The sequence below is a fragment of the Agromyces sp. NPDC060279 genome, from assembly GCF_042726785.1.
Lineage (GTDB): Bacteria > Actinomycetota > Actinomycetes > Actinomycetales > Microbacteriaceae > Agromyces.
Map to the genome: position 1 here is coordinate 110615 of NZ_JBHXBK010000002.1, position 22045 is coordinate 132659.

Annotated in this window: 21 protein-coding genes; 18 read left to right on the forward strand and 3 right to left on the reverse strand. The window is 71.0% G+C overall.

The window, feature by feature from the left end:
• Positions 1-13 precede the first annotated feature (13 nt).
• The 11 genes from ACFWE1_RS09200 to ACFWE1_RS09250 all read left to right on the forward strand — a co-directional run bounded on the left by ACFWE1_RS09200 (position 14) and on the right by ACFWE1_RS09250 (position 11223).
• Entirely contained in the window at positions 14-1072 is a 1059-nt protein-coding gene (locus ACFWE1_RS09200; RefSeq protein WP_376933176.1) for a BMP family protein, read from the forward strand.
• A 289-nt stretch (positions 1073-1361) separates the two neighbouring features.
• Positions 1362-1658 carry a GIY-YIG nuclease family protein gene (locus tag ACFWE1_RS09205; RefSeq protein WP_376933177.1) on the forward strand — a complete coding sequence of 99 codons (297 nt, stop codon included), beginning with the start codon at positions 1362-1364 and terminating at the stop codon, positions 1656-1658.
• Positions 1659-1926: 268 nt separating this feature from the next.
• Complete coding sequence (locus tag ACFWE1_RS09210) at positions 1927-3024, forward strand: BMP family protein (protein WP_376933178.1); 1098 nt, start codon at positions 1927-1929, stop codon at positions 3022-3024.
• A gap of 168 nt (positions 3025-3192) precedes the next feature.
• Positions 3193-4707 carry an ABC transporter ATP-binding protein gene (locus ACFWE1_RS09215; protein ID WP_376933179.1) on the forward strand — a complete coding sequence of 505 codons (1515 nt, stop codon included), beginning with the start codon at positions 3193-3195 and terminating at the stop codon, positions 4705-4707.
• A complete protein-coding gene (locus tag ACFWE1_RS09220) occupies positions 4704-5984 on the forward strand; it encodes an ABC transporter permease (RefSeq protein WP_376933180.1) in 1281 nt (426 codons plus the stop codon). The genes ACFWE1_RS09215 and ACFWE1_RS09220 overlap by 4 nt, the downstream gene beginning before the upstream one ends.
• Positions 5981-7297, forward strand: coding sequence for an ABC transporter permease (locus ACFWE1_RS09225; protein ID WP_376933181.1), 1317 nt, complete (start codon positions 5981-5983; stop codon positions 7295-7297). The genes ACFWE1_RS09220 and ACFWE1_RS09225 overlap by 4 nt, the downstream gene beginning before the upstream one ends.
• Before the next feature lie 127 nt (positions 7298-7424).
• Positions 7425-7871, forward strand: a complete 447-nt coding sequence (locus tag ACFWE1_RS09230; protein WP_376933182.1) for a cytidine deaminase — start codon at positions 7425-7427, stop codon at positions 7869-7871.
• A gap of 2 nt (positions 7872-7873) precedes the next feature.
• A complete protein-coding gene (locus ACFWE1_RS09235; RefSeq protein ID WP_376933496.1) occupies positions 7874-9175 on the forward strand; it encodes a thymidine phosphorylase in 1302 nt (433 codons plus the stop codon).
• A 126-nt stretch (positions 9176-9301) separates the two neighbouring features.
• On the forward strand, positions 9302-10417 hold the full coding sequence (locus ACFWE1_RS09240; RefSeq protein WP_376933183.1) for an adenosine deaminase: 1116 nt from the start codon (positions 9302-9304) through the stop codon (positions 10415-10417).
• A 72-nt stretch (positions 10418-10489) separates the two neighbouring features.
• Positions 10490-10942 (forward strand): PTS sugar transporter subunit IIA, encoded by a 453-nt coding sequence (locus ACFWE1_RS09245; RefSeq protein ID WP_376933184.1) that lies wholly within the window; start codon positions 10490-10492, stop codon positions 10940-10942.
• The gene (locus ACFWE1_RS09250; RefSeq protein ID WP_376933185.1) at positions 10939-11223 is read left to right on the forward strand and encodes a PTS sugar transporter subunit IIB; all 285 of its coding nucleotides are present in this window, start codon (positions 10939-10941) and stop codon (positions 11221-11223) included. The genes ACFWE1_RS09245 and ACFWE1_RS09250 overlap by 4 nt, the downstream gene beginning before the upstream one ends.
• A gap of 70 nt (positions 11224-11293) precedes the next feature.
• Here ACFWE1_RS09250 and ACFWE1_RS09255 read toward each other — a convergent pair whose 3' ends face one another.
• Both ACFWE1_RS09255 and ACFWE1_RS09260 read right to left on the reverse strand, forming a co-directional pair.
• Entirely contained in the window at positions 11294-13003 is a 1710-nt protein-coding gene (locus ACFWE1_RS09255; protein WP_376933186.1) for a phospho-sugar mutase, read from the reverse strand.
• Positions 13004-13061: 58 nt separating this feature from the next.
• Complete coding sequence (locus tag ACFWE1_RS09260; protein WP_189086232.1) at positions 13062-13889, reverse strand: purine-nucleoside phosphorylase; 828 nt, start codon at positions 13887-13889, stop codon at positions 13062-13064.
• Positions 13890-13974: 85 nt separating this feature from the next.
• Between ACFWE1_RS09260 and ACFWE1_RS09265 the strand changes: the two genes are divergently transcribed.
• Complete coding sequence (locus tag ACFWE1_RS09265) at positions 13975-15405, forward strand: NAD(P)H-quinone dehydrogenase (RefSeq protein WP_189086233.1); 1431 nt, start codon at positions 13975-13977, stop codon at positions 15403-15405.
• Between the two features lie 193 nt (positions 15406-15598).
• On the forward strand, positions 15599-16504 hold the full coding sequence (locus tag ACFWE1_RS09270) for an endonuclease domain-containing protein (RefSeq protein ID WP_376933187.1): 906 nt from the start codon (positions 15599-15601) through the stop codon (positions 16502-16504).
• A gap of 120 nt (positions 16505-16624) precedes the next feature.
• On the opposite strand, the gene ACFWE1_RS09275 is transcribed toward ACFWE1_RS09270, so the two are convergent.
• Complete coding sequence (locus tag ACFWE1_RS09275; RefSeq protein ID WP_376933188.1) at positions 16625-18130, reverse strand: nucleobase:cation symporter-2 family protein; 1506 nt, start codon at positions 18128-18130, stop codon at positions 16625-16627.
• Positions 18131-18391: 261 nt separating this feature from the next.
• Here ACFWE1_RS09275 and ACFWE1_RS09280 point away from each other — a divergent pair, with 261 nt between their 5' ends.
• The 5 genes from ACFWE1_RS09280 (at position 18392) to ACFWE1_RS09300 (ending at position 21996) form a co-directional block, all read left to right on the forward strand.
• On the forward strand, positions 18392-19255 hold the full coding sequence (locus tag ACFWE1_RS09280) for a CPBP family intramembrane glutamic endopeptidase (RefSeq protein WP_376933189.1): 864 nt from the start codon (positions 18392-18394) through the stop codon (positions 19253-19255).
• A 61-nt stretch (positions 19256-19316) separates the two neighbouring features.
• Positions 19317-19658 (forward strand): ArsR/SmtB family transcription factor, encoded by a 342-nt coding sequence (locus ACFWE1_RS09285; protein WP_376933190.1) that lies wholly within the window; start codon positions 19317-19319, stop codon positions 19656-19658.
• Complete coding sequence (locus ACFWE1_RS09290) at positions 19655-20161, forward strand: SRPBCC family protein (RefSeq protein ID WP_376933191.1); 507 nt, start codon at positions 19655-19657, stop codon at positions 20159-20161. The genes ACFWE1_RS09285 and ACFWE1_RS09290 overlap by 4 nt, the downstream gene beginning before the upstream one ends.
• Positions 20161-20793 (forward strand): dihydrofolate reductase family protein, encoded by a 633-nt coding sequence (locus ACFWE1_RS09295; protein ID WP_376933192.1) that lies wholly within the window; start codon positions 20161-20163, stop codon positions 20791-20793. Before ACFWE1_RS09290 ends, ACFWE1_RS09295 begins: the two co-directional genes overlap by 1 nt.
• A gap of 27 nt (positions 20794-20820) precedes the next feature.
• Positions 20821-21996 (forward strand): adenosylhomocysteinase, encoded by a 1176-nt coding sequence (locus tag ACFWE1_RS09300; RefSeq protein ID WP_376933193.1) that lies wholly within the window; start codon positions 20821-20823, stop codon positions 21994-21996.
• The last annotated feature ends 49 nt before the right edge of the window (positions 21997-22045 follow it).

Below are 22045 nucleotides of genomic sequence, written 5' to 3' on the forward strand. Positions count from 1 at the left end.
GGGAGGCGGGCGGATGACCCGACGCACTCGGTTCGGATTCGGCGCCGTGCTGGCCGCGGCATCCATCGCCCTCGTGGCGTGCGCGCCCGCGCCCGCCGGCGACGGCGCCACGCAGAGCGAGGCGTGCGTGCGCATGGTGACGAACTCCGGGGGGCTGGAGGACCGCTCGTTCAACCAGTCGAGCTGGGAGGGGCTGCAGCAGGCGGAGTCCGAGTACGGCATCGACGCCGAGGCGATCGTCTCGACCGGCGAGACCGACCTCGCCCCGAACGTGCAGCAGGCGGTCGACAGCGGCTGCGGCCTCGTCGTGACGGTCGGCTGGGAGCTCGCCGAGGCCACGACGGACCAGGCCGGCAAGAACCCCGACCTCGCCTTCGCGATCGTCGACGAGACCGTCGAGGGCGAGAACATCAAGCCCGTCGTGTTCGACACTGCGCAGGCCGCCTACCTCGCCGGCTACCTCGCGGCCGGGGTCTCGAAGACCGGGGTGGTCGCGACCTTCGGCGGTGGCAACCAGCCGCCCGTGACGCTGTTCATGGACGGCTTCGCCGACGGCGTCGCCAAGTACAACGAGGTGCACGGCGCGACGGTGCGGCTGCTCGGCTGGGACAAGGCGGCGCAGGACGGCGCGTTCACCGGCGACTTCGAGGACATCAACAAGGGCAAGGCGCTCACCGAGGGCTTCATCGACCAGGGCGCCGACGTGATCCTCCCGGTTGCCGGCCAGGTCGGCGAGGGCGCCACCGCGGCCGCCGTCGAGCGCGAGGGGATCTCCGTGATCTGGGTGGACAGCGACGGCTACGAGACGCTCGCCGCGCAGTACCGGCCGGTCATCCTCACGAGCGTGCTGAAGAACACCCAGGACGCCATGGTGCAGATCGTCGGCGAGGTGCTCGACGACTCGTTCACGAACGAGCCGTACATCGGCACGCTCGAGAACGGCGGGGTCGAGATCGCGCCGTACCACGACCTCGCGCCGCTCGTGAGCGCGGAACTGGACGCCGAGATCGACGGGCTGCGCCAGCAGGTCATCTCCGGCGAGCTCGAGATCACCTCGCCGAGCGCCCCCTGAGCTGGTCCCCTGAGCTTGTCGAAGGGAGCCTGTCGAAGGGCTTGGCCCCCTGAGCTTGTCGAAGGGATGGTCTCCTGAGCTTGTCGAAGGGCTTGGTCCCCTGAGCTCGTCGAAGGGGCTGGTCCCCTGAGCTTGTCGAAGGGGCTGGTTCCCTGAGCTTGTCGAAGGGGCTGGTTCCCTGAGCTTGTCGAAGGGTGCCCGTCCTCCCCAGAGGCCGTCCGAGACTCGTTGTTCCCCAACTTCGCTCATCCGCTACCGCAACGTCCCCGCTCCCGGCCACGATCGACGCATGCCTTGGATGTACATCGTCCGCTGCACCGGCGGCGCCTTCTACACGGGCTCGACCAACGGCGATGTCGAGTTCCGCGTTGCCGAGCACAACGCCGGCCTCGGGGCGAACTTCACCCGCCGTCATCGACCGGTCACGCTCGTCTACTGCGAGGAATGGCCGACCGTCGCGCAGGCCTACGAGCGGGAGAAGCAGGTGCAGGGGTGGGGGAGGGCGAAGAAGCTCGCGCTCATCGAGGGGCGCGGTGCGGAACTTCCGGGGTTGGCACGTGGGCGCCAGAGGGAGGACGCGGGGTGAGATCACTGGGGTTCCCCTTCGACAGGCTCAGGGGGCCGCTCCCCTCGACGGGCTCCCCTTCGACGGGCTCAGGGGACCACTCCCTTCGACAGGCTCAGGGGACCAATCCCGTTCGAGAGCCGTGCTCATATGAGCAGAATGTCGCGTCTTGATAACCATTGACGCTGCGGCTCTTCGCGCCCGAGGCATCCGGCGCAACATTCGGTAACGTAACGACGATCAGCCCCCTGCGAGAAGGCGGGGGCCTCTCACGTCTTTGGAGGACACTGTGAAGGTCACGACCAAGAAGGCCGCGCTCGGCGGCCTCGCGCTGCTCAGCAGCGCGGCGCTGCTCGCCGGCTGCGCCTCGGCCCCCGACGAGGGCGGTTCGAGCAGCGGCGAGGCGATCGACTTCCTGCCCTGCATGGTCTCGGACGCCGGCGGCTTCGACGACAAGTCCTTCAACCAGCTCGGCTTCGAGGGCATCACCAAGGCGGCCGACGAGCTCGGCGTCGAGGTCAAGACGGTCGAGTCGAAGGACGAGACCGAGTACGCGCCGAACCTGACGAGCCTCGTCGACCAGGGCTGCGACCTCATCGTCACGGTCGGCTTCGCGCTCTCCGCGGCGACCGTCGAGTCGGCCACCGCGAACCCCGATGTCGAGTACGTCATCATCGACGACGCGGCCGACAACGACTTCGACGGCAAGACCGACGCCGAGAACATCAAGCCGATCCTCTTCGACACCGCGCAGGCAGCGTTCCTCGCGGGCTACGCCTCGGCCGACTACACGAAGACGAACGTCGTCGGCACCTACGGCGGCATGAACTTCCCCACCGTCTCGATCTTCATGGACGGCTTCGCCCAGGGCGTCGACTACTACGCCAAGGAGAAGGGCAAGGCCGTCAAGGTCGTCGGCTGGGACCGCGCCGCACAGGACGGCTCCTTCACCGGCGGCTTCGAGGCGAACGACACCGCTCGCCAGACCGCGCAGGCGCTGATCGACCAGAACATCGACGTGCTGCTGCCCGTCGGCGGCCCGATCTACCAGTCGGGCGCCGCGGCGGTGCGCGACTCCGGTCGTGACATCGCGATGGTGGGCGTCGACGCCGACCTCACCCAGACCGACCCCTCGGTCGCCGACCTCATCCTCACCTCGATCCTCAAGGGCATCGACGTCGCGACGTACGACTCGGTCCTCGCCGCGGGCAAGGGTGACTTCGACGCGACCCCGTACGTCGGCACGCTGGAGAACGACGGCGTCGGCATGGCGCCGTTCCACGACTTCGAGTCGAAGGTCTCGTCCTCGCTGCAGGGCGAGCTCGACGACCTGAAGGCGAAGATCATCTCGGGCGACGTCAAGGTCGAGTCCTACCTCGCCGGCTAAGTCGAGGCAGCCATGATCGGGGAGGTCGGTACGCCGGCCTCCCCGATCTGCTTCCCGCGCTGCGCGCGAGGGCGCGCGCGCCGCAACATTTGAGCGGCCCCCTTCCCCCCGCCCCAACATCGGCGCAGCATCTGCTGCAGATGCTGCCCGCTCACTAGGATCAAGGACATGAAGCTCGAACTTCGCGGAATCACGAAGCGGTTCGGCAGCCTGGTCGCGAACGACCACATCGACCTCACCGTGGAGGCCGGCGAGATCCATTGCCTGCTCGGTGAGAACGGTGCAGGCAAGTCGACGCTGATGAACGTGCTCTACGGCCTGTACCAGGCCGACGAGGGCGAGATCCTGCTCGACGACGTCGTCCAGCACTTCTCGGGCCCCGGCGACGCCATGGCCGCCGGCATCGGCATGGTGCACCAGCACTTCATGCTCATCCCCGTCTTCACCGTCGCCGAGAACGTCATGCTCGGCAACGAGGCGACCAAGGGCGGGGTGTTCCTCGACCTGAATGCGGCCCGCGCGAAGGTGCGCGAGATCAGCCAGCGCTTCGGGTTCGACGTCGACCCCGACGCCCTCGTCGACGAGCTCCCGGTCGGCGTGCAGCAGCGCGTGGAGATCATCAAGGCCCTCTCGCGCGACGCCCGCGTGCTCGTGTTCGACGAGCCGACCGCCGTGCTCACCCCGCAGGAGACCGACGAGCTGATGCAGATCATGCGTCAGCTGCGCGACGCGGGCACCTCCATCGTCTTCATCACCCACAAGCTCCGCGAGGTGCGCGAGGTCGCCGACCGCATCACGGTCATCCGCCTCGGCAAGGTCGTCGGCGAGGCATCCCCGACCGCGTCGAACACCGAGCTGGCCTCGCTCATGGTCGGCCGCGCGGTCGAGCTGACCGTGCACAAGAACCCGCCGCAGCTCGGCGACGAGGCGCTCGTCGTCGAGGGCCTCACCGTCGTCGACCACATCGGCCAGCTCGTCGTCAACGACGTCAGCTTCGAGGTGCGCAAGGGCGAGATCCTCGCGATCGCAGGCGTGCAGGGCAACGGCCAGACCGAGCTCACCGAAGCGCTCGTGGGCCTCCAGCCCCGGGTGCACGGATCGATCCGCCTGAACGGCGAGGAGCTCACGACCGCGAGCGTCCAGCGGATCCTCGACGAAGGCGTCGGCTTCGTCCCCGAGGACCGCAACGAGGACGGCCTGGTCGGCGCGTTCACGATCGCCGAGAATCTCATGCTCGACCGCTCCGCCGGCGCCCCCTTCGTGAAGGCGGGCACCATTCAGCGCGGCACGCTCGCCGAGTTCGCGCGCGAGAAGGTCAAGGAGTTCGACGTCCGCACCCAGGGCATCGACGAGCAGGTGCGCCAGCTCTCCGGCGGCAACGCGCAGAAGGTCGTCCTGGCGCGCGAGCTCAGCCGCGAGCTCTCGCTGCTGGTCGCCGCCCAGCCGACCCGCGGCGTCGACGTCGGCTCGATCGAGTTCATCCACAAGCGGATCGTCGAGACGCGCGACAGCGGGGTCCCCGTCGTCGTCGTGTCGACCGAGCTCGACGAGGTCGTCGCGCTCGCCGACCGCATCATGGTGATGTACCGCGGTCGCGTGGTCGGCATCGTGCCCGGCACCACCCCCCGTGACGTGCTCGGCCTCATGATGGCCGGCGAACAGCCCGAAGGAGCCGCAGCGTGAGCGAGCCCCAGCCCCAGACCAGCACGACGCCGAGGGACACCACGACGGTGCCCGCGCAGGCGCCGGAGCCCTCGCGCTGGCACCAGACGTTCCAGAAGATCACCACCGGCAACGCGCTCATCTCGGTGCTCTCGGTGCTGCTCGCCCTCGTCGTCGGCGCGATCATGATCGCGTTCACCGACGAGGACGTGCAGAAGGCGGCCGGCTACTTCTTCGCCCGCCCGGGCGACACCTTCGCCGCCATCTGGCAGTCGGTGTCGGGCGCGTACTCGGCACTCTTCCAGGGCTCGATCTACAACTTCCGCCGCGACAGCTTCGCTGCCGGCATCAAGCCGCTGACGGAGACCCTGACCTTCGCGACGCCGCTGATCGCCGGCGGCCTCGGCGTGGGCCTCGCCTTCCGCGTCGGCATGTTCAACATCGGCGGCCGCGGCCAGATGCTGATCGCCGCCTCGGTCGCCGGATGGCTCGCCTTCGGCTTCGAGTTGCCGTGGGGCCTGCACATGCTCGTCGCCCTCGTCGGCGGCCTGCTCGGCGGTGCGCTCTGGGGCGGCATCGCCGGTCTGCTGAAGGCCAAGACGGGCGCGCACGAGGTCATCGTGACGATCATGCTGAACTTCGTCGCCTTCTACCTGGTGTCGTGGCTGCTGCGCACGCCCGGCCTGCTGCAGGCGCCCGGCTCCTCCAACCCGAAGACACCGCCGATGAAGGACACGGCGATCTTCTGGAACCTGAAGGAGTACGGCTACAACCTGCACCTCGGCTTCGTCATCGTCCTCGCCGCGACCGTGCTCGTCTGGTGGATCCTCAGCCGCTCGAGCCTCGGCTTCCGCTTCCGCGCGGTCGGCGAGAACCCGAACGCGGCGCGCGTGGCCGGCATCAACGTGCCCTCGATCTACGTCTACGCGATGCTCATCTCGGGGGCGCTGCTCGGCCTCGCCGGCGTGAACCAGGTGCTCGGCACCGTGACGACTGGCTTCACCGCCGGCATCGACGCGGGCGTGGGCTTCGACGCGATCACCGTGGCGCTCCTCGGCCGCTCCACCCCGTGGGGCATCTTCGCCGCGGGCCTGCTGTTCGGCGCCTTCAAGGCCGGCGGCTACTCGATGCAGGCCGCCGAGGGCGTGCCGGTCGACATCGTGCTCGTCGTCCAGTCCCTCATCGTGCTGTTCATCGCGGCGCCGCCGCTCGTCCGCACGATCTTCCGCCTGCCCGACCCGAGCCGAGGTCCGAAGCGACCCCGGCCGATCGTGACGAAGGAGGTGACGGCGAAGTGACCACCGTGACCGAACACCACCAGGTCTCACCGCAGCCCGACGCACTGGCCACCACGGTCGTCACGAGCTGGAAGGCGCCCATCGCCTTCGCCGTGTTCACGCTGGCCGCGCTCGCGCTCGCCGTCTTCGCCCCGCGCGAGGGCGACACGACGTACCGGCTGAACGCCTCCGACAAGGACGCGATCATCATCGCGAACATCTCGGTGCCGGCGATGCCGGCCCTGTGGGTCGTCGTGGTGCTGCTGCTGCTCGCGACGGCGTTCTCCGTCTGGCTCGTCACGCAGAAGCGCCGGGTGCCGCTCTGGCTCATCGTCGTCTTCGCGATCGTGTTCCTGTTCGGCTTCCTGACCTGGGCCGGCGCCGGGGCGATGCTGCCGATGATCAACCTGCTCTACGGCTCGCTGAGCCTCGCGGTGCCGCTGATCTTCGGTGCGCTGACCGGCGTCATCGGCGAGCGGGTCGGCGTCATCAACATCGGCATCGAGGGGCAGCTGCTCGCCGGCGCGTTCACCTCGGCGGTCACCGCCTCCGTGGTGATGAGCTCGACGGGGTCCATGGGCCTCGCGCTCCTCGCGGGCGTCATCGGCGCGATGATCGCCGGCGCGCTCGTCGGCATGGTGCTCGCGGCCTTCGCCATCAAGTACTTCGTCGACCAGGTCATCGTCGGTGTCGTGCTGAACGTGCTCGTCACGGGCCTCACGAGCTTCTTCTTCTCGCAGGTGCTCGCCCCGAACGCGGCCGTGCTGAACTCCCCGCCCCGGTTCCCGCGGCTGCCGATCCCGCTGCTCAGCGAGATCCCGATCATCGGGCCGGTGCTGTTCCGCCAGACGCTCATCGTCTACCTGATGTACGTCGCGGTGATCGTCGTCTTCATCGGGCTCTTCAAGACCCGCTGGGGCCTGCGGCTCCGCGCGGTCGGCGAGCACCCGCAGGCGGCCGACACGGTGGGCATCAACGTGAACCGCACCCGGTTCTGGAACGTCGCCCTCGCCGGCACCATCGCCGGCCTCGGCGGCACGTTCTTCACGATCGGCTCCGGCATCGCCTTCAACAAGGAGATGACGGCGGGCGCGGGCTTCATCGCTCTCGCCGCGGTGATCTTCGGTGGCTGGGACCCGATCAGGGCGACGCTCGCGGCGCTGCTGTTCGGCTTCGCGTCGAACCTGCAGAACACGCTCTCGGTGATCGGCTCGCCGGTGCCGAGCGAGTTCATGCTGATGCTGCCGTACCTCGTCACGATCATCGCCGTCGCCGGTCTCGTCGGGAAGGTGCGCGGGCCGGCCGCAGCGGGCAAACCCTACATAAAGTCCTGAGCGACGCATCCGGAGGCCTCGTGCGGCCAGCCCGCGCGGGGCCTCCGGCGTTCCATCCGGCCGGCGCGCGTCGCCGCATCCCTCCGGCCGTTCCAACCGCCAAGCACTGCCCGGAAAGGGGAGCACCATGACCCGAACCGACGAGATCGACTGGGGGCTCCTGCGGGAGCGGGCCCGCGACGCGATGGCGAAGGCGTACGTGCCGTACTCGCAGTACCCCGTGGGCGCCGCCGCGATCGTCGACGACGGCCGGGTGGTCTCCGGCTGCAACGTGGAGAACGCCTCCTACGGCGTCACGCTCTGCGCCGAGTGCTCGCTCGTCTCCGCCCTCGTCATGTCGGGCGGCGGCAAGCTCGTCGCCTTCGCGTGCGTCGACGGGCACGGCGAGACGCTGATGCCGTGCGGCCGCTGCCGCCAGCTGCTCTTCGAGCACTCGGCGGAGGGGATGGTGCTCGACACCGTCTCCGGTTTCAAGACCATCGACGAGGTGCTGCCGGACGCGTTCGGTCCGCGCACCCTCGCCGTCTACCGGGGCGAGGCGGACCAGTCCGCGGACCCGAGCAAGGGAGCATGACCATGGCCGCAGTCGAGGTCTTCGACGCCGTCGACCTGATCCGGGCGAAGCGCGATCGGCGCGAGCTCACGACCACCGAGATCGAGTGGCTCGTCGAGGCGTACACGCGCGGTTACGTCGCCGACGAGCAGATGTCGGCGATGACGATGGCGATCTTCCTGAACGGGATGAGCCGTCGCGAGATCCGCGACCTCACGATGGCGATGATCGCCTCGGGGGAGCGGATGGACTTCTCGGGGCTCGGCAAGCCCACGAGCGACAAGCACTCCACCGGCGGCGTCGGCGACAAGATCACCCTGCCGCTCATGCCCCTGGTCGCGACCTTCGGCGTCGCGGTGCCGCAGCTCTCGGGCCGCGGTCTCGGCCACACCGGCGGCACCCTCGACAAGCTCGAATCGATCCCGGGCTGGCGCGCCGAGATCACGAACGACGAGATGTTCGCGCAGCTGCGCGACGTGGGCGGCGTGATCTGCGCCGCCGGCGCCGGGCTCGCCCCCGCCGACAAGAAGCTGTACGCGCTGCGCGACATCACCGGCACCGTCGAGGCGATCCCGCTCATCGCCTCCTCGATCATGTCGAAGAAGATCGCGGAGGGCACGAGCGCGCTCGTGCTCGACGTGAAGTTCGGCTCCGGCGCGTTCCTGCAGGACATCGAGCGCTCCCGGGAGCTCGCCCGCACCATGGTCGAGCTCGGCGAGGACGCCGGCGTCGCGACGAGCGCCCTGCTCACCAACATGAACGTGCCGCTCGGCCGCACGATCGGCAACGCGAACGAGGTGCGCGAGTCGGTCGAGGTGCTCGCCGGCGGCGGCCCCGCCGACGTGCGGGAGCTCACGATCGCGCTCGCCCGCGAGATGCTCGCCCTGGCCGGGCGCGACGGCGAGGACGTCGAAGGCGCCCTGGACGACGGCCGGGCCATGGACACCTGGCGTCGCGCGATCGCGGCGCAGGGCGGCGACCCGGATGCCGAGCTGCCCGTCGCCCGCGAGCACCACGTCGTCACGGCCGACCGCGATGGCGTCCTCGTGGAGCAGCACGCGCTGCCCTTCGGCATCGCCGCGTGGCGGCTCGGCGCGGGACGCGCCCGCAAGCAGGACCCCGTGCAGCACGCCGCGGGCATCGAGCTGCACGCGAAGCCCGGCGACGAGGTGCGCGCCGGACAGCCGCTGTTCACCCTCTCGGCCGACGAGCCGGAGCGCTTCGCCCGGGCCCTCGAGGCGGTCGAGGGCGCCTGGCGGATCGGCGACGCGGGCGAGCCCGTGCAGGACGGCGGTCCGCTGATCGCCGACCGCGTCGGCCGCTGACGCCGCGCCGCTTCGCACAACTCAGGAACGTCGCGCGCGGCATCCCCGGGAATCGAGGGATGCCGCGACGCGGCGTTCGCCGTATTCGGCAGATGTTCCTGAGTTGCGACCGGCTATCGTTGTCACGTGGACACGACTGAGTACCGCCTCGAGGGCGACGGCATCGAGCTGCGGCGCCTGCCCAAGGTCAGCCTGCACGATCATCTCGACGGAGGACTGCGCCCGCAGAGCCTCATCGAGCTCGCCGAGGAGATCGACCTCGACGTGCCCGCCACCGACGCGGACGGTCTCGCCGAGTGGTTCTCCACCCAGTCGAACTCCGGCTCGCTCGTCGAGTACCTGAAGACCTTCGAGCTCACCACGGCGGTCATGCAGACCCGCGAGGGCCTCACGCGCGTCGCCCGCGAGTCCGTGCAGGACCTCGCCGCCGACGGCGTCATCTACGGTGAGCTGCGCTGGGCGCCCGAGCAGCACCTCACGAGGGGCCTCACCCTCGACGAGGCGGTCGAGGCCGTGCAGGCGGGCATCGAGCAGGGCATCGACGACGCCAGGCACCAGGGCCGGGGCATCCGCATCGGCCAGCTCATCACCGCGATGCGCCACGCCGACCGCGGCCTCGAGATCGCCGAGCTCGCCGTGCGCCACCGCGACCGCGGCGTCGTCGGCTTCGACATCGCGGGCGCCGAGGCGGGCTTCCTGCCGAGCCGGCACCGCACCGCCTTCGACTACCTCGCCGGGCAGTTCCTGCCGGTGACGGTGCACGCGGGCGAGGCCGACGGCCTCGACTCCATCCGCAGCGCCCTCGTCGACGGCCGCGCGCTCCGGCTCGGGCACGGCGTGCGCCTCGCGGAAGACCTCGTCATCGAGCGGCAGGACGACGAGAACACCTACGTCTCGCTCGGCCAGCTCGCCCAGTGGGTGCGCGATCGCGAGATCGCCCTCGAGACGAGCCCGTCCTCGAACCTGCAGACCGGCGCGATCGCGGCGTGGGGCGACGAGCTCGTCGACCACCCCTTCGACCTGTTGTACCAGCTCGGCTTCCGGGTCACCGTGAACACCGACAACCGGCTGCAGTCGGGCACCTCGCTCACGCGAGAGCTCGCCCTGCTCTCCGACGCCTTCGGCTACGACCTCGACGACCTCGAGGCGTTCCAGCTGAACGCGGCGGCCGCCGCCTTCCTCCCGCTCGACGACCGCGAAGAGCTCGCCGAGCTGATCGAAGACGGGTTCGACGAGGCCTGACCGGCCGCGACGACCCCGTCGCAACCCGCCCGCCGCGCCACGAACGCCCCGGGCTGTGAAACGGAACCGCCAGTGACCCTCCCGCCGCTCCCCGACGAGGCCGTCGCTCTCGGCGCGCACGCCGCCGACTGGCGCGCCGCCGTGCGCGAGGCCGGCCGTGCGCTCACCCGAGCCGGCGCGGTGCGCATCGAGTACGCCGAGCGGATGATCTCGGTGATCGACGAGTTCGGCGCGTACGTCGTGATCGCGCCGGGCCTCGCGCTCGCCCACGCCCGGCCGGGCCCCGACGTGCTGCACGAGGGGCTCGCCGTCGTCACCCTCGCCGAGCCGGTCGCGTTCGGGCACCCGCACAACGACCCGGTGCGCGTGATCGTCGGCCTCGCCGTCGCGAACGCCGAGGAGCACGTCGCGAGCGTCGCCGCCCTCGCGAACGCCTTCAACGACCCCGAGGCGATCGATCGGCTCGTCGCGGCGGAACGCGCCGACGAGGTGCGGGCCATCCTCGGGCTGGAGGCCCGGCGATGAGGATCGTCGCGGTCTGCGGCGCCGGGATCGGCACCTCGGCGATCCTCAAGGTCAACGCCGAGCGCGTGCTCGAGCGGCTCGGCATCGACGCCGAGGTGAGCGCGAGCGACCTCGACGGGGTCGCCCGCGCGGCGAGCGACGCGCAGGTCATCCTGACGTCCACCGAACTCGCAGCGGCGGTGCGCCGGGCGATCGGGCGCAACTACGCCGAGATCGTCGAGGTGCGCAACTTCCTCGACCTCGACGAGCTCGCCGTGCTGCTCGAGCGCTCGCTCGGCTGAGCCGACGCGATCGCCCGAGCGAGCCGGCGACCGGTCGCCCGCGCGACCGGTCGCTCGCGCGACCGGTCGTTCAGGCGACGAGCTCGCGCATGCCCGCCTCGAGCGCGGCCGCGGCGGCCGTCGCCGCGGCGCGGCGCTCGGCGACGGTGCCCTCGTCGGAGACGGCGTCGATGTAGACCTTCAGCTTCGGCTCGGTGCCGCTCGGCCGGACCATCACGCGGCCGCCGCCGGCCAGCACGATGCGCAGCACGTCCGAGGGCGGCAGCTCGCCGCCCTCGGCGAGGTCCTCGATGCGCTCGACGCGGATGCCGCCGACCTCAGCCGGCGGGTTCGCGCGGAGCCGGGCCATGACCTCGCCGATGCGGGCGAGGTCGGTGACGCGGATCGAGACCTGCGCGGAGGCGAAGCAGCCGAAGCGCTCGACGAAGTCGTCGAGGTGGTCGGCGACCGTGCGGCCGGCGGCCTTCAGCTCGGCGGCGAGGGCGAGGAAGGCGACCGCGGCGGAGATGCCGTCCTTGTCGCGCACCGTGCCGGGGTTCACGAGGTAGCCGAGGGCCTCCTCGAAACCGAACACGAGATGCGGGGCGCGGGAGATCCACTTGAATCCCGTGAGCGTGGCCCGGAACTCCAGGCCGTGGTGGCGCGCCACCGCCTCCAGGCCGGGGGAGGAGACGATCGAGCAGGCGAGGGTGCCTTCGGGGCCGCCGTCTCCCGTCGCCGCGGCGACGGCGCGCTCAGCGGCTTGCCAGCCGAGCAGGAGGCCCACCTCGTTGCCGGTGAGCCGGCGGTAGCCTTCGGCGGCGGTCTCGTCGGGGATCGCGACGGCGAGGCGGTCGGCGTCCGGGTCGTTCGCGACGATCAGTTCCGCCCCGGTCTCGCGGGCCGTGGCGAACGCGAGGTCCATGGCGCCCGGCTCCTCAGGGTTCGGGAACGCCACCGTCGGGAACGCCGGGTCGGGCTCGATCTGCGCGGCGACGAGCGTCGGGCGGTCGAACCCGGCGGTCGCGAGCACCTTGGCCGTCGTCTCCCAGCCCACGCCGTGCATCGCCGTGTACACGACCTTGGGCTGCGCCGCGGGCGCGCCTCCGGCCGCCTGGGCCGTCGCCGCCACGTAGGCCTCGACCACCGACTCGTCGGCGGTCTCGTACGGGCCGCGCGGCAGCTCGGGCACGAGTGCGGTCTCGGCGACGCGCAGGATGTGCGCCGCGATCTCGGCGTCGGCCGGCGAGACGATCTGCGAGCCGCCGTGCTCGCCGCCGAGGTACACCTTGTAGCCGTTGTCGTTCGGCGGGTTGTGGCTCGCCGTCACCATGACCCCGGCGCTGAGACCCAGGTGCCGCACCGCGAACGCCGTCACCGGCGTCGGCAGGAGCCGGGGCAGCAGCACGGCGCGGACGCCGGCGCCCGACATGATCTCCGCCGAGTCCCGGGCGAACACCGCCGAGTTCTTGCGGCCGTCGTAGCCGATCACCACGGAGGGCGTCTCACCGGGCGCCGCCTGCTCGAGCAGGTACGCCGCGAGCCCGGCCGCCGCCTGCGACACGAGCACCCGGTTCATCCGGTTCGGCCCGGCGGCGATCTCGCCGCGGAGCCCCGCTGTGCCGAACGCGAGCCGGGCGTCGAAGCGGTCGGCGAGCTCGGCCGCCGCCGCGCCGTCGCCCGCGCGGACGGCGTCGAGGATGCCGCTCAGCTCCTCGCGCGTCTCGGGGTCGGGGTCCTGGGCCAGCCAGGCCTCGGCGAGGGCGACGCGGGCGTCGTCGGTGGGGTGCTGCTCGGGCATCCGATGGTCCTTTCGGGGTCGGCGAAACGCCGGAGCCGCCAACAGGGCGGCGCTGGGCTCAGATCGCGGCGACGATGTCCGCGAGGAGCTTGGAGATCACGGGCTCGGCCTCGCGGCCCGCCTCGATGACCTCCTCGTGGCTGAGCGGGGTGGTCTGGATGCCGGCGGCGAGGTTGGTGATGAGGCTCATGCCGAGCACCTCCATGCCGGACTGGCGTGCGGCGATGGCCTCGAGCGCGGTCGACATGCCGACGATGTGGCCGCCGATGGTCTTCGCCATCTGCACCTCGGCCGGCGTCTCGTAGTGCGGACCGCGGAACTGGCAGTACACGCCCTCGTCGAGCTCGGGCGAGATCGAACGGGCGAGCTCGCGCAGGCGCGTCGAGTACAGATCGGTGAGGTCGATGAACGTCGCGCCCTCGAGCGGTGAGTCGGCGGTGAGGTTGATGTGGTCGCTGATCAGCACGGGCGTGCCCGGCTTCCAGTGCGACTTGATGCCGCCGGCGCCGTTCGTGAGGATCATCGTCTTCGCCCCGGTCGCCGCGGCGGTGCGCACCGAGTGCACGACCCGGCGCACGCCGTGGTTCTCGTAGTAGTGGGTGCGCGCGCCGATCACGAGGGCCCGCTTGCCGTTCGGCAGCAGCACCGAGCGGAGCGTGCCGACGTGGCCCTCGAGCGCGGGCTTCGAGAAGCCGGGCACCTCGGTCGCCGGGATGGTGTGCGTCGTCTCGCCGATGATCTCGGCGGCCTTGCCCCAGCCGGAGCCGAGGGTGAGGGCCAGGTCGTGCCGGGCGACCCCGGTGAGCTCGGCGATGCGGTCGGCCGCCTGCTGGGCCACCACGAAGGGGTCGGCGGCGGGATCGTCGAGGGGGTTCTGCTCGGTCATCCCACCATGCTAATCAGCGCGGGCGGGCCGTGGCATCCGCCTGCTCGTTTGCTGCCCTTTCGCGGCCTGCGCCAGAATATTGAGCATGGCCTATGAATTCGAGCGCACCCAGAGAATCGCTGTCCTCGGCGGCGGTCCCGGCGGGTACGAGGCGGCGCTCGCCGCGGCGCAGCTCGGCGCCGAAGTCACGCTCATCGAACGGGCCGGCGTCGGCGGCTCGGCCGTGCTCACCGACGTGGTCCCCTCGAAGTCGCTCATCGCGACCGCCGAGGCCTCGAACGCCGTGAAGGAGGCCGCCGACCTCGGCGTGCAGTTCTATGCGAAGGGCGAGTCCGAGAAGGCCGTGAAGCCCAAGGTCGCCATCAACCTCGCCGCCGTGAACAAGCGCCTGCTCGGGCTCGCCGCCCAGCAGTCGGAGGACATGCGCTCGAACCTCATCGAGGCGGGCGTGCACCTCGTGCAGGGCGAGGGGCGGCTCGACGGCGCCAACGCCGTCATCGTCTCGACCTCGAAGGGTGGCACCGACTTCGACCGCATCGAGGCCGACACCCTCGTCATCTCGGTCGGCGCCACGCCGCGCGTGCTGCCGACCGCCGTGCCGGACGGCGAGCGCATCCTCACCTGGACGCAGCTGTACCACCTGCAGCAGATCCCCGAACACCTCATCGTCGTCGGCTCGGGCGTCACGGGGGCGGAGTTCGCCTCGGCGTACCGCGCGCTCGGCGCGAAAGTGACGCTCATCTCGAGCCGCGACCAGGTGCTGCCGGGCGAGGACGCCGACGCGGCGGCGGTCATCGAGAAGGTCTTCACCCGCAACGGCATGAAGGTCATGAACAAGTCCCGCGCCGAGTCCGTGGTGCGCGACGGCGACTCCGTCGTCGCGACGCTCACCGACGGGCGCGAGGTGCGCGGCTCGCACTGCCTGATGGCGGTCGGCTCGGTGCCGAACACGCAGGGCATCGGCCTGGAGGAGGCCGGCGTGCAGCTCACCGAGTCCGGGCACATCCGGGTGAACCGGGTCGCCCGCACCTCGATGCCGAACATCTACGCGGCGGGCGACTGCACGACGTTCCTGCCGCTCGCCTCGGTCGCTTCGATGCAGGGCCGCACGGCCGTGTTCCACGCGATGGGCGACGTCGTGAACCCGCCCGAGAACCGCAACATCACCTCGAACATCTTCACTCAGCCCGAGATCGCGACCGTCGGCTGGACGCAGAAGGAGATCGAGGAGGGCGTCGTGCCCGGCACGGTCTACAAGCTGCCGCTCGCCTCGAACCCCCGGGCGAAGATGATGGGCATCCGCGACGGCTTCGTGAAGCTCTTCGCCTCGGCCGGCTCCGGCGCGATCATCGGCGGCGTCATCGTCGCCCCGAAGGCGTCCGAGCTGATCTTCCCGCTCGCGCTCGCCGTGGAGCACCGCCTCACGGTCGACCAGTTCGCCGAGGCCTTCCCGGTCTACCCCTCGCTCTCGGGCTCACTCACCGACGCGGCCCGCGCCATGCACGTCGTGCGCTGACCCTCCACAACTCAGGAACATCCGGCGGTTATGCGGGCCGTGGATTCGCGCGCGGCCCGGGAATCCGCCGATCGTGCGGGAGCGTTCCTGAGTTTGCGATGGCTCTCCTCCACATCGTGCGGGAGCTGCGAGCCATCCGCAGCTTCGTCGAACCGCCGATCGCGATGCGTAGTGCACAGCCAGCATGTGAGGCGTGGAACGTCTCGTCGCAGTGGTCACGGCGCTCGGGGGACTCGCGTGCCGCGGTGAGCTCCTCGATCGCGGCTTCCGCGACGGGCAGCTCGCGGCCGGCGTGCGCAGTGGAGCCATCCTCCGCGTCCGGCGCGGGCACTTCGCGGTGCCCGGTGCTCCGCTCGACGCGCGGGTCGCTGTGCGGCTCGGCGGCCGGGTCGGCTGCCTCAGCGCGCTCCGCAGCTATGGGCTCTGGGGCGGGTTTCGGGATGACGCCACGCACATCACGCTCCCGCGCAACGCGGCGCGGCTCCGCTGGCGGGTCGACGACGACGGCGGCCTGCGAGCGGACCGCTACCCTGCCCGCGCGTGCGTGGTGCACTGGCGCGATGTGCCGGTCCGGCGACGTTCGCCGCGGGCGTCGAGCTGGCGGGTGAGTCTGCGCGAGGCGTTGGCGGAGGTCGCGTCGTGCGCTCCGCGCGCCGATGTCCGAGCCGCGTTCGAGTCGAGCATCGAGGCCGGAGTCCTGCGGCTCCCCGAAGCGCAGACGCTGCTCGACGCGGTGTGGTCCGGTGAGCGCGCACCGATGACGCTGCAGGGCGGATCAGGCTCGGGCGCCGAATCGCACCTCGTCGAGATCCTGCTCGGCCTCGGCGCCGCGTTCGTGCAGCAGGCCGAGTTCGCCGGCGTCGGCCGAGTCGACGCGCTCGTGGAGCAGCGCCTCGTCATCGAGGTCGACGGGTATCGGTATCACTCCGCCGAGGCCCAGTTCGAGGCGGACCGGCGACGGGACGCGCAGTTGCTCGCCCTGGGCTACCCGGTGCTGCGACTGTCCGCGCGGACCGTCATCGAGCAGCCGGAGCTCGCCGCCCGCCTCATTTCCGAGGCGCTTGCGACGGTCCGGCGGGGCCGGCTCCCGCGCCGCTAAGGGCGCCGTCGCGCGCACAACTCAGGAACACGCTCCGACCGGCCCGTGAAATCACGGGCCGGGCGGAATACGTCGCGGTCCATAACCGCCGGATGTTCCTGAGTTGTGAGGGGAGGCAGGCTAGGGGCGGTCGGGGTCGACGGCGGGGATCGAGCCGGTGGGCACGATCTTCACCTCGGCGCCGTCCTTGTCGATGAGCTTGCCGCCGACGTAGTAGTCGCCCTCCTCGAGCGCGGTGAGCGCCTCCTCGGGCACCAGGCGCGTCGGCGCCGCCACGAAGGTCGAGCGATCGCCGCGCGAGTTCGAGCGCCGCACGACGTGGTTGAACAGCACGTTGAGCAGCACGGCCATGATCGTCGCCGAGCTGATGCCGGAGTGGAAGATGATCTGGAACCAGCTCGGGAACGCGTCGTAGATGGCGGGCAGCACGACTGGCAGCATGCCGAAGGCGAGCGAGATCGCGACGATGATGAGGTTCAGGTTGTTGCGGTAGTCGACCTTCGACAGCGTCGCGATGCCGCTCGCGGCCACCGTGCCGAACAGGGCCACGCCGACCCCGCCGAGCACGGGCGTCGGGATGGCCGCGACGATCCGCCCGAGCACGGGCAGCACGCCGAGCAGCACGAGCACGACGCCGCCCGCGGCGACGACGTAGCGGCTCTTCACCTTGGTGATGGCGACGAGACCGACGTTCTGCGCGAACGCGCTCTGCGTGAACGAGTTGAAGACCGGCGAGACCGCGCTGGAGAGCATGTCGGCGCGCAGGCCGGCCGCGATCCGCTTGGAATCCACCTTCGTGCCGACGACCTCGCCGACCGCGAGGATGTCGGCGGTCGTCTCCGTGAAGGTGACGAGCACGACGATCAGCATCGAGATGATCGCCGCGGGTTCGAAGGTGGGCAGCCCGAACTGGAAGGGCGTCGGCACGGCGAAGATCGGGCCCTCGAGGGCGCCCGCGAAGTCGACGCGGCCGAAGAACGCGGCGACGACGGTCGCGAGCACGAGGGAGAGCAGGATGGCGAGGCGAGCCAGCGCCGGGGTGCCGAACTTCGTCAGCAGCACCATGATGAGCAGCGCCACACCGGCGAGCCCGAGGTTCGCCGGATCGCCGAAGTCGGGCGCGCCGGCCCCGCCCATCGCCCAGGTCCCCGCGACCGGGATCAGCGTCAGGCCGATCGAGGTGATCACGACGCCGGTCACGACGGGTGGGAAGAACTTCACGATCATGGCGAAGAACGGGGCGATGAGGATGCCGATCACCGCGGAGGCGAGGATGGCGCCGAACACCGCCGGCAGCCCGCCGCCGCCGGAGAGGATGGCGAGCATCGTCGCGACGCCCGCGAACGAGACGCCCTGCACGAGCGGCAGCTGGGAGCCGAAGAAGGGGATGCCGATGGTCTGCAGGATGGTGGCGAGGCCGCCGATGAACAGCGCGCTCGCGATGAGTACGCCGATCTCCAGCTGGCTGAGGCCGGCGGCCTGGCCGATGACGAGGGGCGGCGCGATGATGCCGCCGTACATCGTGAGCACGTGCTGCAGGCCGTAGGCGAAGGTCGGGCCGAGGCCGAGCTTCGTGTCTTCGGGCCTCGTGGGGGTGGCCTTCGCGGCGCTTCGTGTGCGTCCCATGGTTCCTCTGCTGTCGGTTGCGGTTGATGCGATATCGCATGTGTCTTCACCGGGGGCCGTGTGGGGAACGGACCGAGGTGGCGGGGCGCACCGACGCGAGCCGGCGACCCTGCCGGAGAATTCAGCTTCCGCTATTTGGAAACTGGATTCCAATGAGTGAGAAGAGTGAAGCATTCGACTCGGCGGCTGTCAAGGGCTGGCGAGGAGCCATCGAGCGACGGCGGCGGACGCTCCGCTCGCGCTGATGTGAGACTGGACGGCATGGCCCCGGCAGCGCGCGAGTACCACGAGTTCTACCGAGGCATCCGCCATTCCGGTCTGCGCGGCGCCGTCGCCGCCGTCGCGATCCTCGCGATCTACTTCGGCCTCGCGGCCGTGATGGGCGGCTGGGTCGTGCCCGCGATCGTCGCCGCGGGTTTCCCTGAGGCCCGGCTGCCGCTCTCGTTCCTCACGATCGCGGCGGTGCTGCCGTTCGTCTTCCTCGTGCAGCGCATCGCCTTCGGCGTCCGCGGGCGCTGGCTGCACGCCGTGACGGGACGGTTCCGCTGGGGCGTCGCGGGTCGGGCCGCACTGCTCGTCGCTCCCGCGTTTGCACTGCTCGGCGCCCTCGACTGGATGCTCGACGGCGCCCCGTCGCCGCCGGCGGTGTCGGCCGCGATGGCGGCGGCGATCCTGCTCGCCCTCCTCCTCGCGCCGCTGCAGTCCATGGCCGAGGAGTACCTGTTCCGGGGCTTGCTGACGCGCTCCGTGGCCACTTGGTTCGGCCCGAGCATCGTGAGCCTCGCGATGAGCCTGCTCATCACGGCGGTGCTCTTCGCGGCGTTCCACGGCACCGCGGACCCCTGGCGGCTCGCGTTCTACCTCGCCTTCGGCGTCGCGGCATCGCTCGTGACCTGGCGAACCGGCGGGCTGGAGTCGGCGAGCGTGATGCACGCCGCCAACAATCTCGCCGCGATCGTCGTCACGGTGTGGCTCGGTGGCGACCACCGCGTCGCCGACCCCGAGGCCGCGGGCTCGCCGCGTCAGCTGCTCGGCATCGCGGTCTGTGCGATCGTCACCGCGGGGATCTGGGTCGTCTCCTCGCGCGCGGGCGATCAGCGCCGGACGGACGAGCGCGCCGTGTAGGTGCGCGGCGGCCGCCCGGCAGTGCTTGCTACACTTTCCCATATCGGCATATGATGTGGCCATGGCCCGTGCAGCGACGACCTCCGACGTCTTCAACGCGATCGCCGAGCCGCAGCGACGAGACATCCTGCTGCTGCTCCGCGCCGGCGAGCGCCCCGCGACCTCCATCGCCGAGGAGCTCGGCCTGAGCCAGCCGGGGGCGTCGAAGCACCTGCGCGTGCTGCGGGAGGTCGGGCTCGTGCACGACCGGCGCAACGGCAGGCAGCGCGTGTACCGGCTCGACGCGCGCGGCCTCGAGCCGGTGCACGAATGGGCCGGCGGCTTCGAGCGGTTCTGGAACGAGAGCTTCGACCGCCTCGACGCGTACGTGCAGGACCTCGAGCAGAAACGGAGTGCAGAATGACGGACAGCCACGCGACGAGCGGAGCGGAATCGGCCACGGCCGACCGCGAGATCGTGATCACCCGGGTGATCGCGGCCCCGAGGGCCCTCGTGTTCGAGGCCTTCACCGAGGTGCGGCACCTGTCGCAGTGGTGGGGGCCGCACGGCTTCACGACGACCACCCGCGCCTTCGAGTTCCGCGAGGGCGGGGTCTGGGAGTTCGTGATGCACGGGCCGGACGGCACGAAGTACCCCGAGTGGATCAGCTGGACCGAGATCGTCCCGCCCGAACGGATCGCGATGCTCCACGGCGAGCATCGCGACGACCCCGACGCCTTCGAGTCCGTGCTGAGCTTCGAGGAGCGCGGGGAGTCGACCGAGGTCCGCATGCTGACCGTGTTCCCGAGCCGGGAACTGCGGGATGCCGCCATCGAACGGCACGGCGCGGTCGAGGGCGGCCGGCAGACGCTCGCCGAACTCGCCGCCTACGTCGAAGGCGCGAGCCGGACGCCGGAGGCGCACTGATGGCCGGCACCGTGTTCTTCAGCGTCTCGATGTCGCTGGACGGCTTCATCGCCCCGGCCTCCGCGGACGAGCTGATGGGGCGGCAGTGGATGCAGCTGCAGCAGTGGGTGTTCCGGCAGAAGCACTTCCGGGAGAACCTGCAGCTCGGCACCGGCGGTGAGGAGGGGCCCGACAACGATCTCGTCCGCGCCACCTTCGAGCGCACCGGGGCGAGCGTCATGGGCCGGCGCATGTTCGACGCCGGCGAGGCCATGTGGCCGGAGGAGCCGCCGTTCCACACCCCGGTGTTCGTGGTGACCCATGCGCCGCGCGAGCCGTGGGTGCGCGCCGGCGGCACCACTTTCTTCTTCGTCACCGACGGCATCGAGTCCGCGGTCGAGCAGGCTCGTGCGGCCGCCGGCGCGCGCGACGTCCGGGTCGCCGGCGGCGCGGACACGATCGTGCAGGCGTTGAACGCGGGGGTCGTCGACGAGTTCCACCTCGCCGTCTCGCCGGTGCTCTTCGGCGCCGGGGTGCGCCTCTTCGACCGGATCGACGCCGCGAGGATCGGGATCGAGCAGGTGAGCGCCGAGTCCTCGCCGCTCACCACGCACCTCCGCTACCGGGTGCGCGTCGGGGAGGCGGCGCGATAGGTTTCGGTCATCGGAAAGGACCCGACGATGACTGAGCTCCACCTGCCGCCGAGCGGGTTCCCCGCGCTCGACTGGGCCGCACGCTCCATGCCGGTGCTCGCCGCGACGATGCGCGAGCACGCCGGGGCCTTCGCCGGCCGCCACGTCGGCATCTGCCTGCACACCGAGCCGAAGACGGGCGTGCTCGTGCAGTGGCTGCTCCGGGTCGGCGCGCGCGTCACGATCACCGGCAATCTCGGCACCACCGTGCCCGAGACGGCGGCGGCGCTCGCCGAGCTCGGCGCGACGGTCGTGGGGGAGCGGACGGATGACCCGGCCGAGCACTCCCGCAACGTCGCGCAGGTCGTGGCCGCCGAGCCGGAGCTGCTGCTCGACAACGGCGGCGAGATGATCGAGCTCGTGCTGCGCGGCGGCCCGCGCGCCGCCGGCTTCCTCGGCGCGACCGAGGAGACGACGACCGGTGGGCGGCGGCTGCGGCAGCTCGACGTCGCCGCGGACTTCCCGGTCGTCGTGATCAACGACAGCCGGCTGAAGCTCCTCGTCGAGAACGAGTTCGGCGTGGGCCAGAGCATCGTGCAGGGCTTCATGAACGCGACGAACGCGATGCTGCCGGGCACGAGGGCCACCGTCGTCGGCTATGGACCTTGCGGCAAGGGCGTCGCCGACACGCTGCAGCGGCTCGGCGCCCGGGTGAGCGTCGTGGACCCCGACCCGTACCGGGCGCTCGAAGCGATCATGCACGGCCACCGGGTGGGCCCGCTCGCCGAGCTGCTGCCGGGTTCGGACGCCCTCTTCCTCGCGACGGGACATCCCGACGTCGTGCCCGCCGAGGCATTCCCGCTCCTGCCCGACGGCCTCATCATCGCCGGGGTCGGGCACGAACCGTACGAACTCGACCTCGCCGCGCTCGCCGAGGCGGCCGTCGAGCAGCGCTCGTTGTCGGTGCCGGGCGGCGACGCGTCGGCGCGCAGCCTCTACCGGATGCCGGACGGACGCGAGATCGTCGTGCTGCACGGCACCCGCATGCTCAACCTCGTCGCCGCGAGCGGGAACCCCATCCAGGCGATGGACCTCGGCCTCGCGCTGCAGGCGGCGAGCCTCGCCGCGATCGCCACTGGGCGCGCGGCGTTCACCGGTCCGCATGGAGTGCCGGCCGACGTCGACCGCGCGCTCGCGGCGCGGCTCGTGGAGACGTGGCGCTGAGGCGACGGCTTGACCTCGAGCGCGCTTGAGGTTCGAGACTGGGAGGCGA

Coding starts and splice junctions, on each gene's coding strand:
- ACFWE1_RS09200 (WP_376933176.1), top strand. CDS start 14: ATGACCCGACGCACTCGGTTCGGATTCGGCGCCGTGCTGGCCGCGGCA.
- ACFWE1_RS09205 (WP_376933177.1), top strand. CDS start 1,362: ATGCCTTGGATGTACATCGTCCGCTGCACCGGCGGCGCCTTCTACACG.
- ACFWE1_RS09215 (WP_376933179.1), top strand. CDS start 3,193: ATGAAGCTCGAACTTCGCGGAATCACGAAGCGGTTCGGCAGCCTGGTC.
- ACFWE1_RS09230 (WP_376933182.1), top strand. CDS start 7,425: ATGACCCGAACCGACGAGATCGACTGGGGGCTCCTGCGGGAGCGGGCC.
- ACFWE1_RS09235 (WP_376933496.1), top strand. CDS start 7,874: ATGGCCGCAGTCGAGGTCTTCGACGCCGTCGACCTGATCCGGGCGAAG.
- ACFWE1_RS09250 (WP_376933185.1), top strand. CDS start 10,939: ATGAGGATCGTCGCGGTCTGCGGCGCCGGGATCGGCACCTCGGCGATC.
- ACFWE1_RS09255 (WP_376933186.1), bottom strand. CDS start 13,003: ATGCCCGAGCAGCACCCCACCGACGACGCCCGCGTCGCCCTCGCCGAG.
- ACFWE1_RS09260 (WP_189086232.1), bottom strand. CDS start 13,889: ATGACCGAGCAGAACCCCCTCGACGATCCCGCCGCCGACCCCTTCGTG.
- ACFWE1_RS09265 (WP_189086233.1), top strand. CDS start 13,975: ATGGCCTATGAATTCGAGCGCACCCAGAGAATCGCTGTCCTCGGCGGC.
- ACFWE1_RS09275 (WP_376933188.1), bottom strand. CDS start 18,130: ATGGGACGCACACGAAGCGCCGCGAAGGCCACCCCCACGAGGCCCGAA.
- ACFWE1_RS09280 (WP_376933189.1), top strand. CDS start 18,392: ATGGCCCCGGCAGCGCGCGAGTACCACGAGTTCTACCGAGGCATCCGC.
- ACFWE1_RS09285 (WP_376933190.1), top strand. CDS start 19,317: ATGGCCCGTGCAGCGACGACCTCCGACGTCTTCAACGCGATCGCCGAG.
- ACFWE1_RS09290 (WP_376933191.1), top strand. CDS start 19,655: ATGACGGACAGCCACGCGACGAGCGGAGCGGAATCGGCCACGGCCGAC.
- ACFWE1_RS09295 (WP_376933192.1), top strand. CDS start 20,161: ATGGCCGGCACCGTGTTCTTCAGCGTCTCGATGTCGCTGGACGGCTTC.
- ACFWE1_RS09300 (WP_376933193.1), top strand. CDS start 20,821: ATGACTGAGCTCCACCTGCCGCCGAGCGGGTTCCCCGCGCTCGACTGG.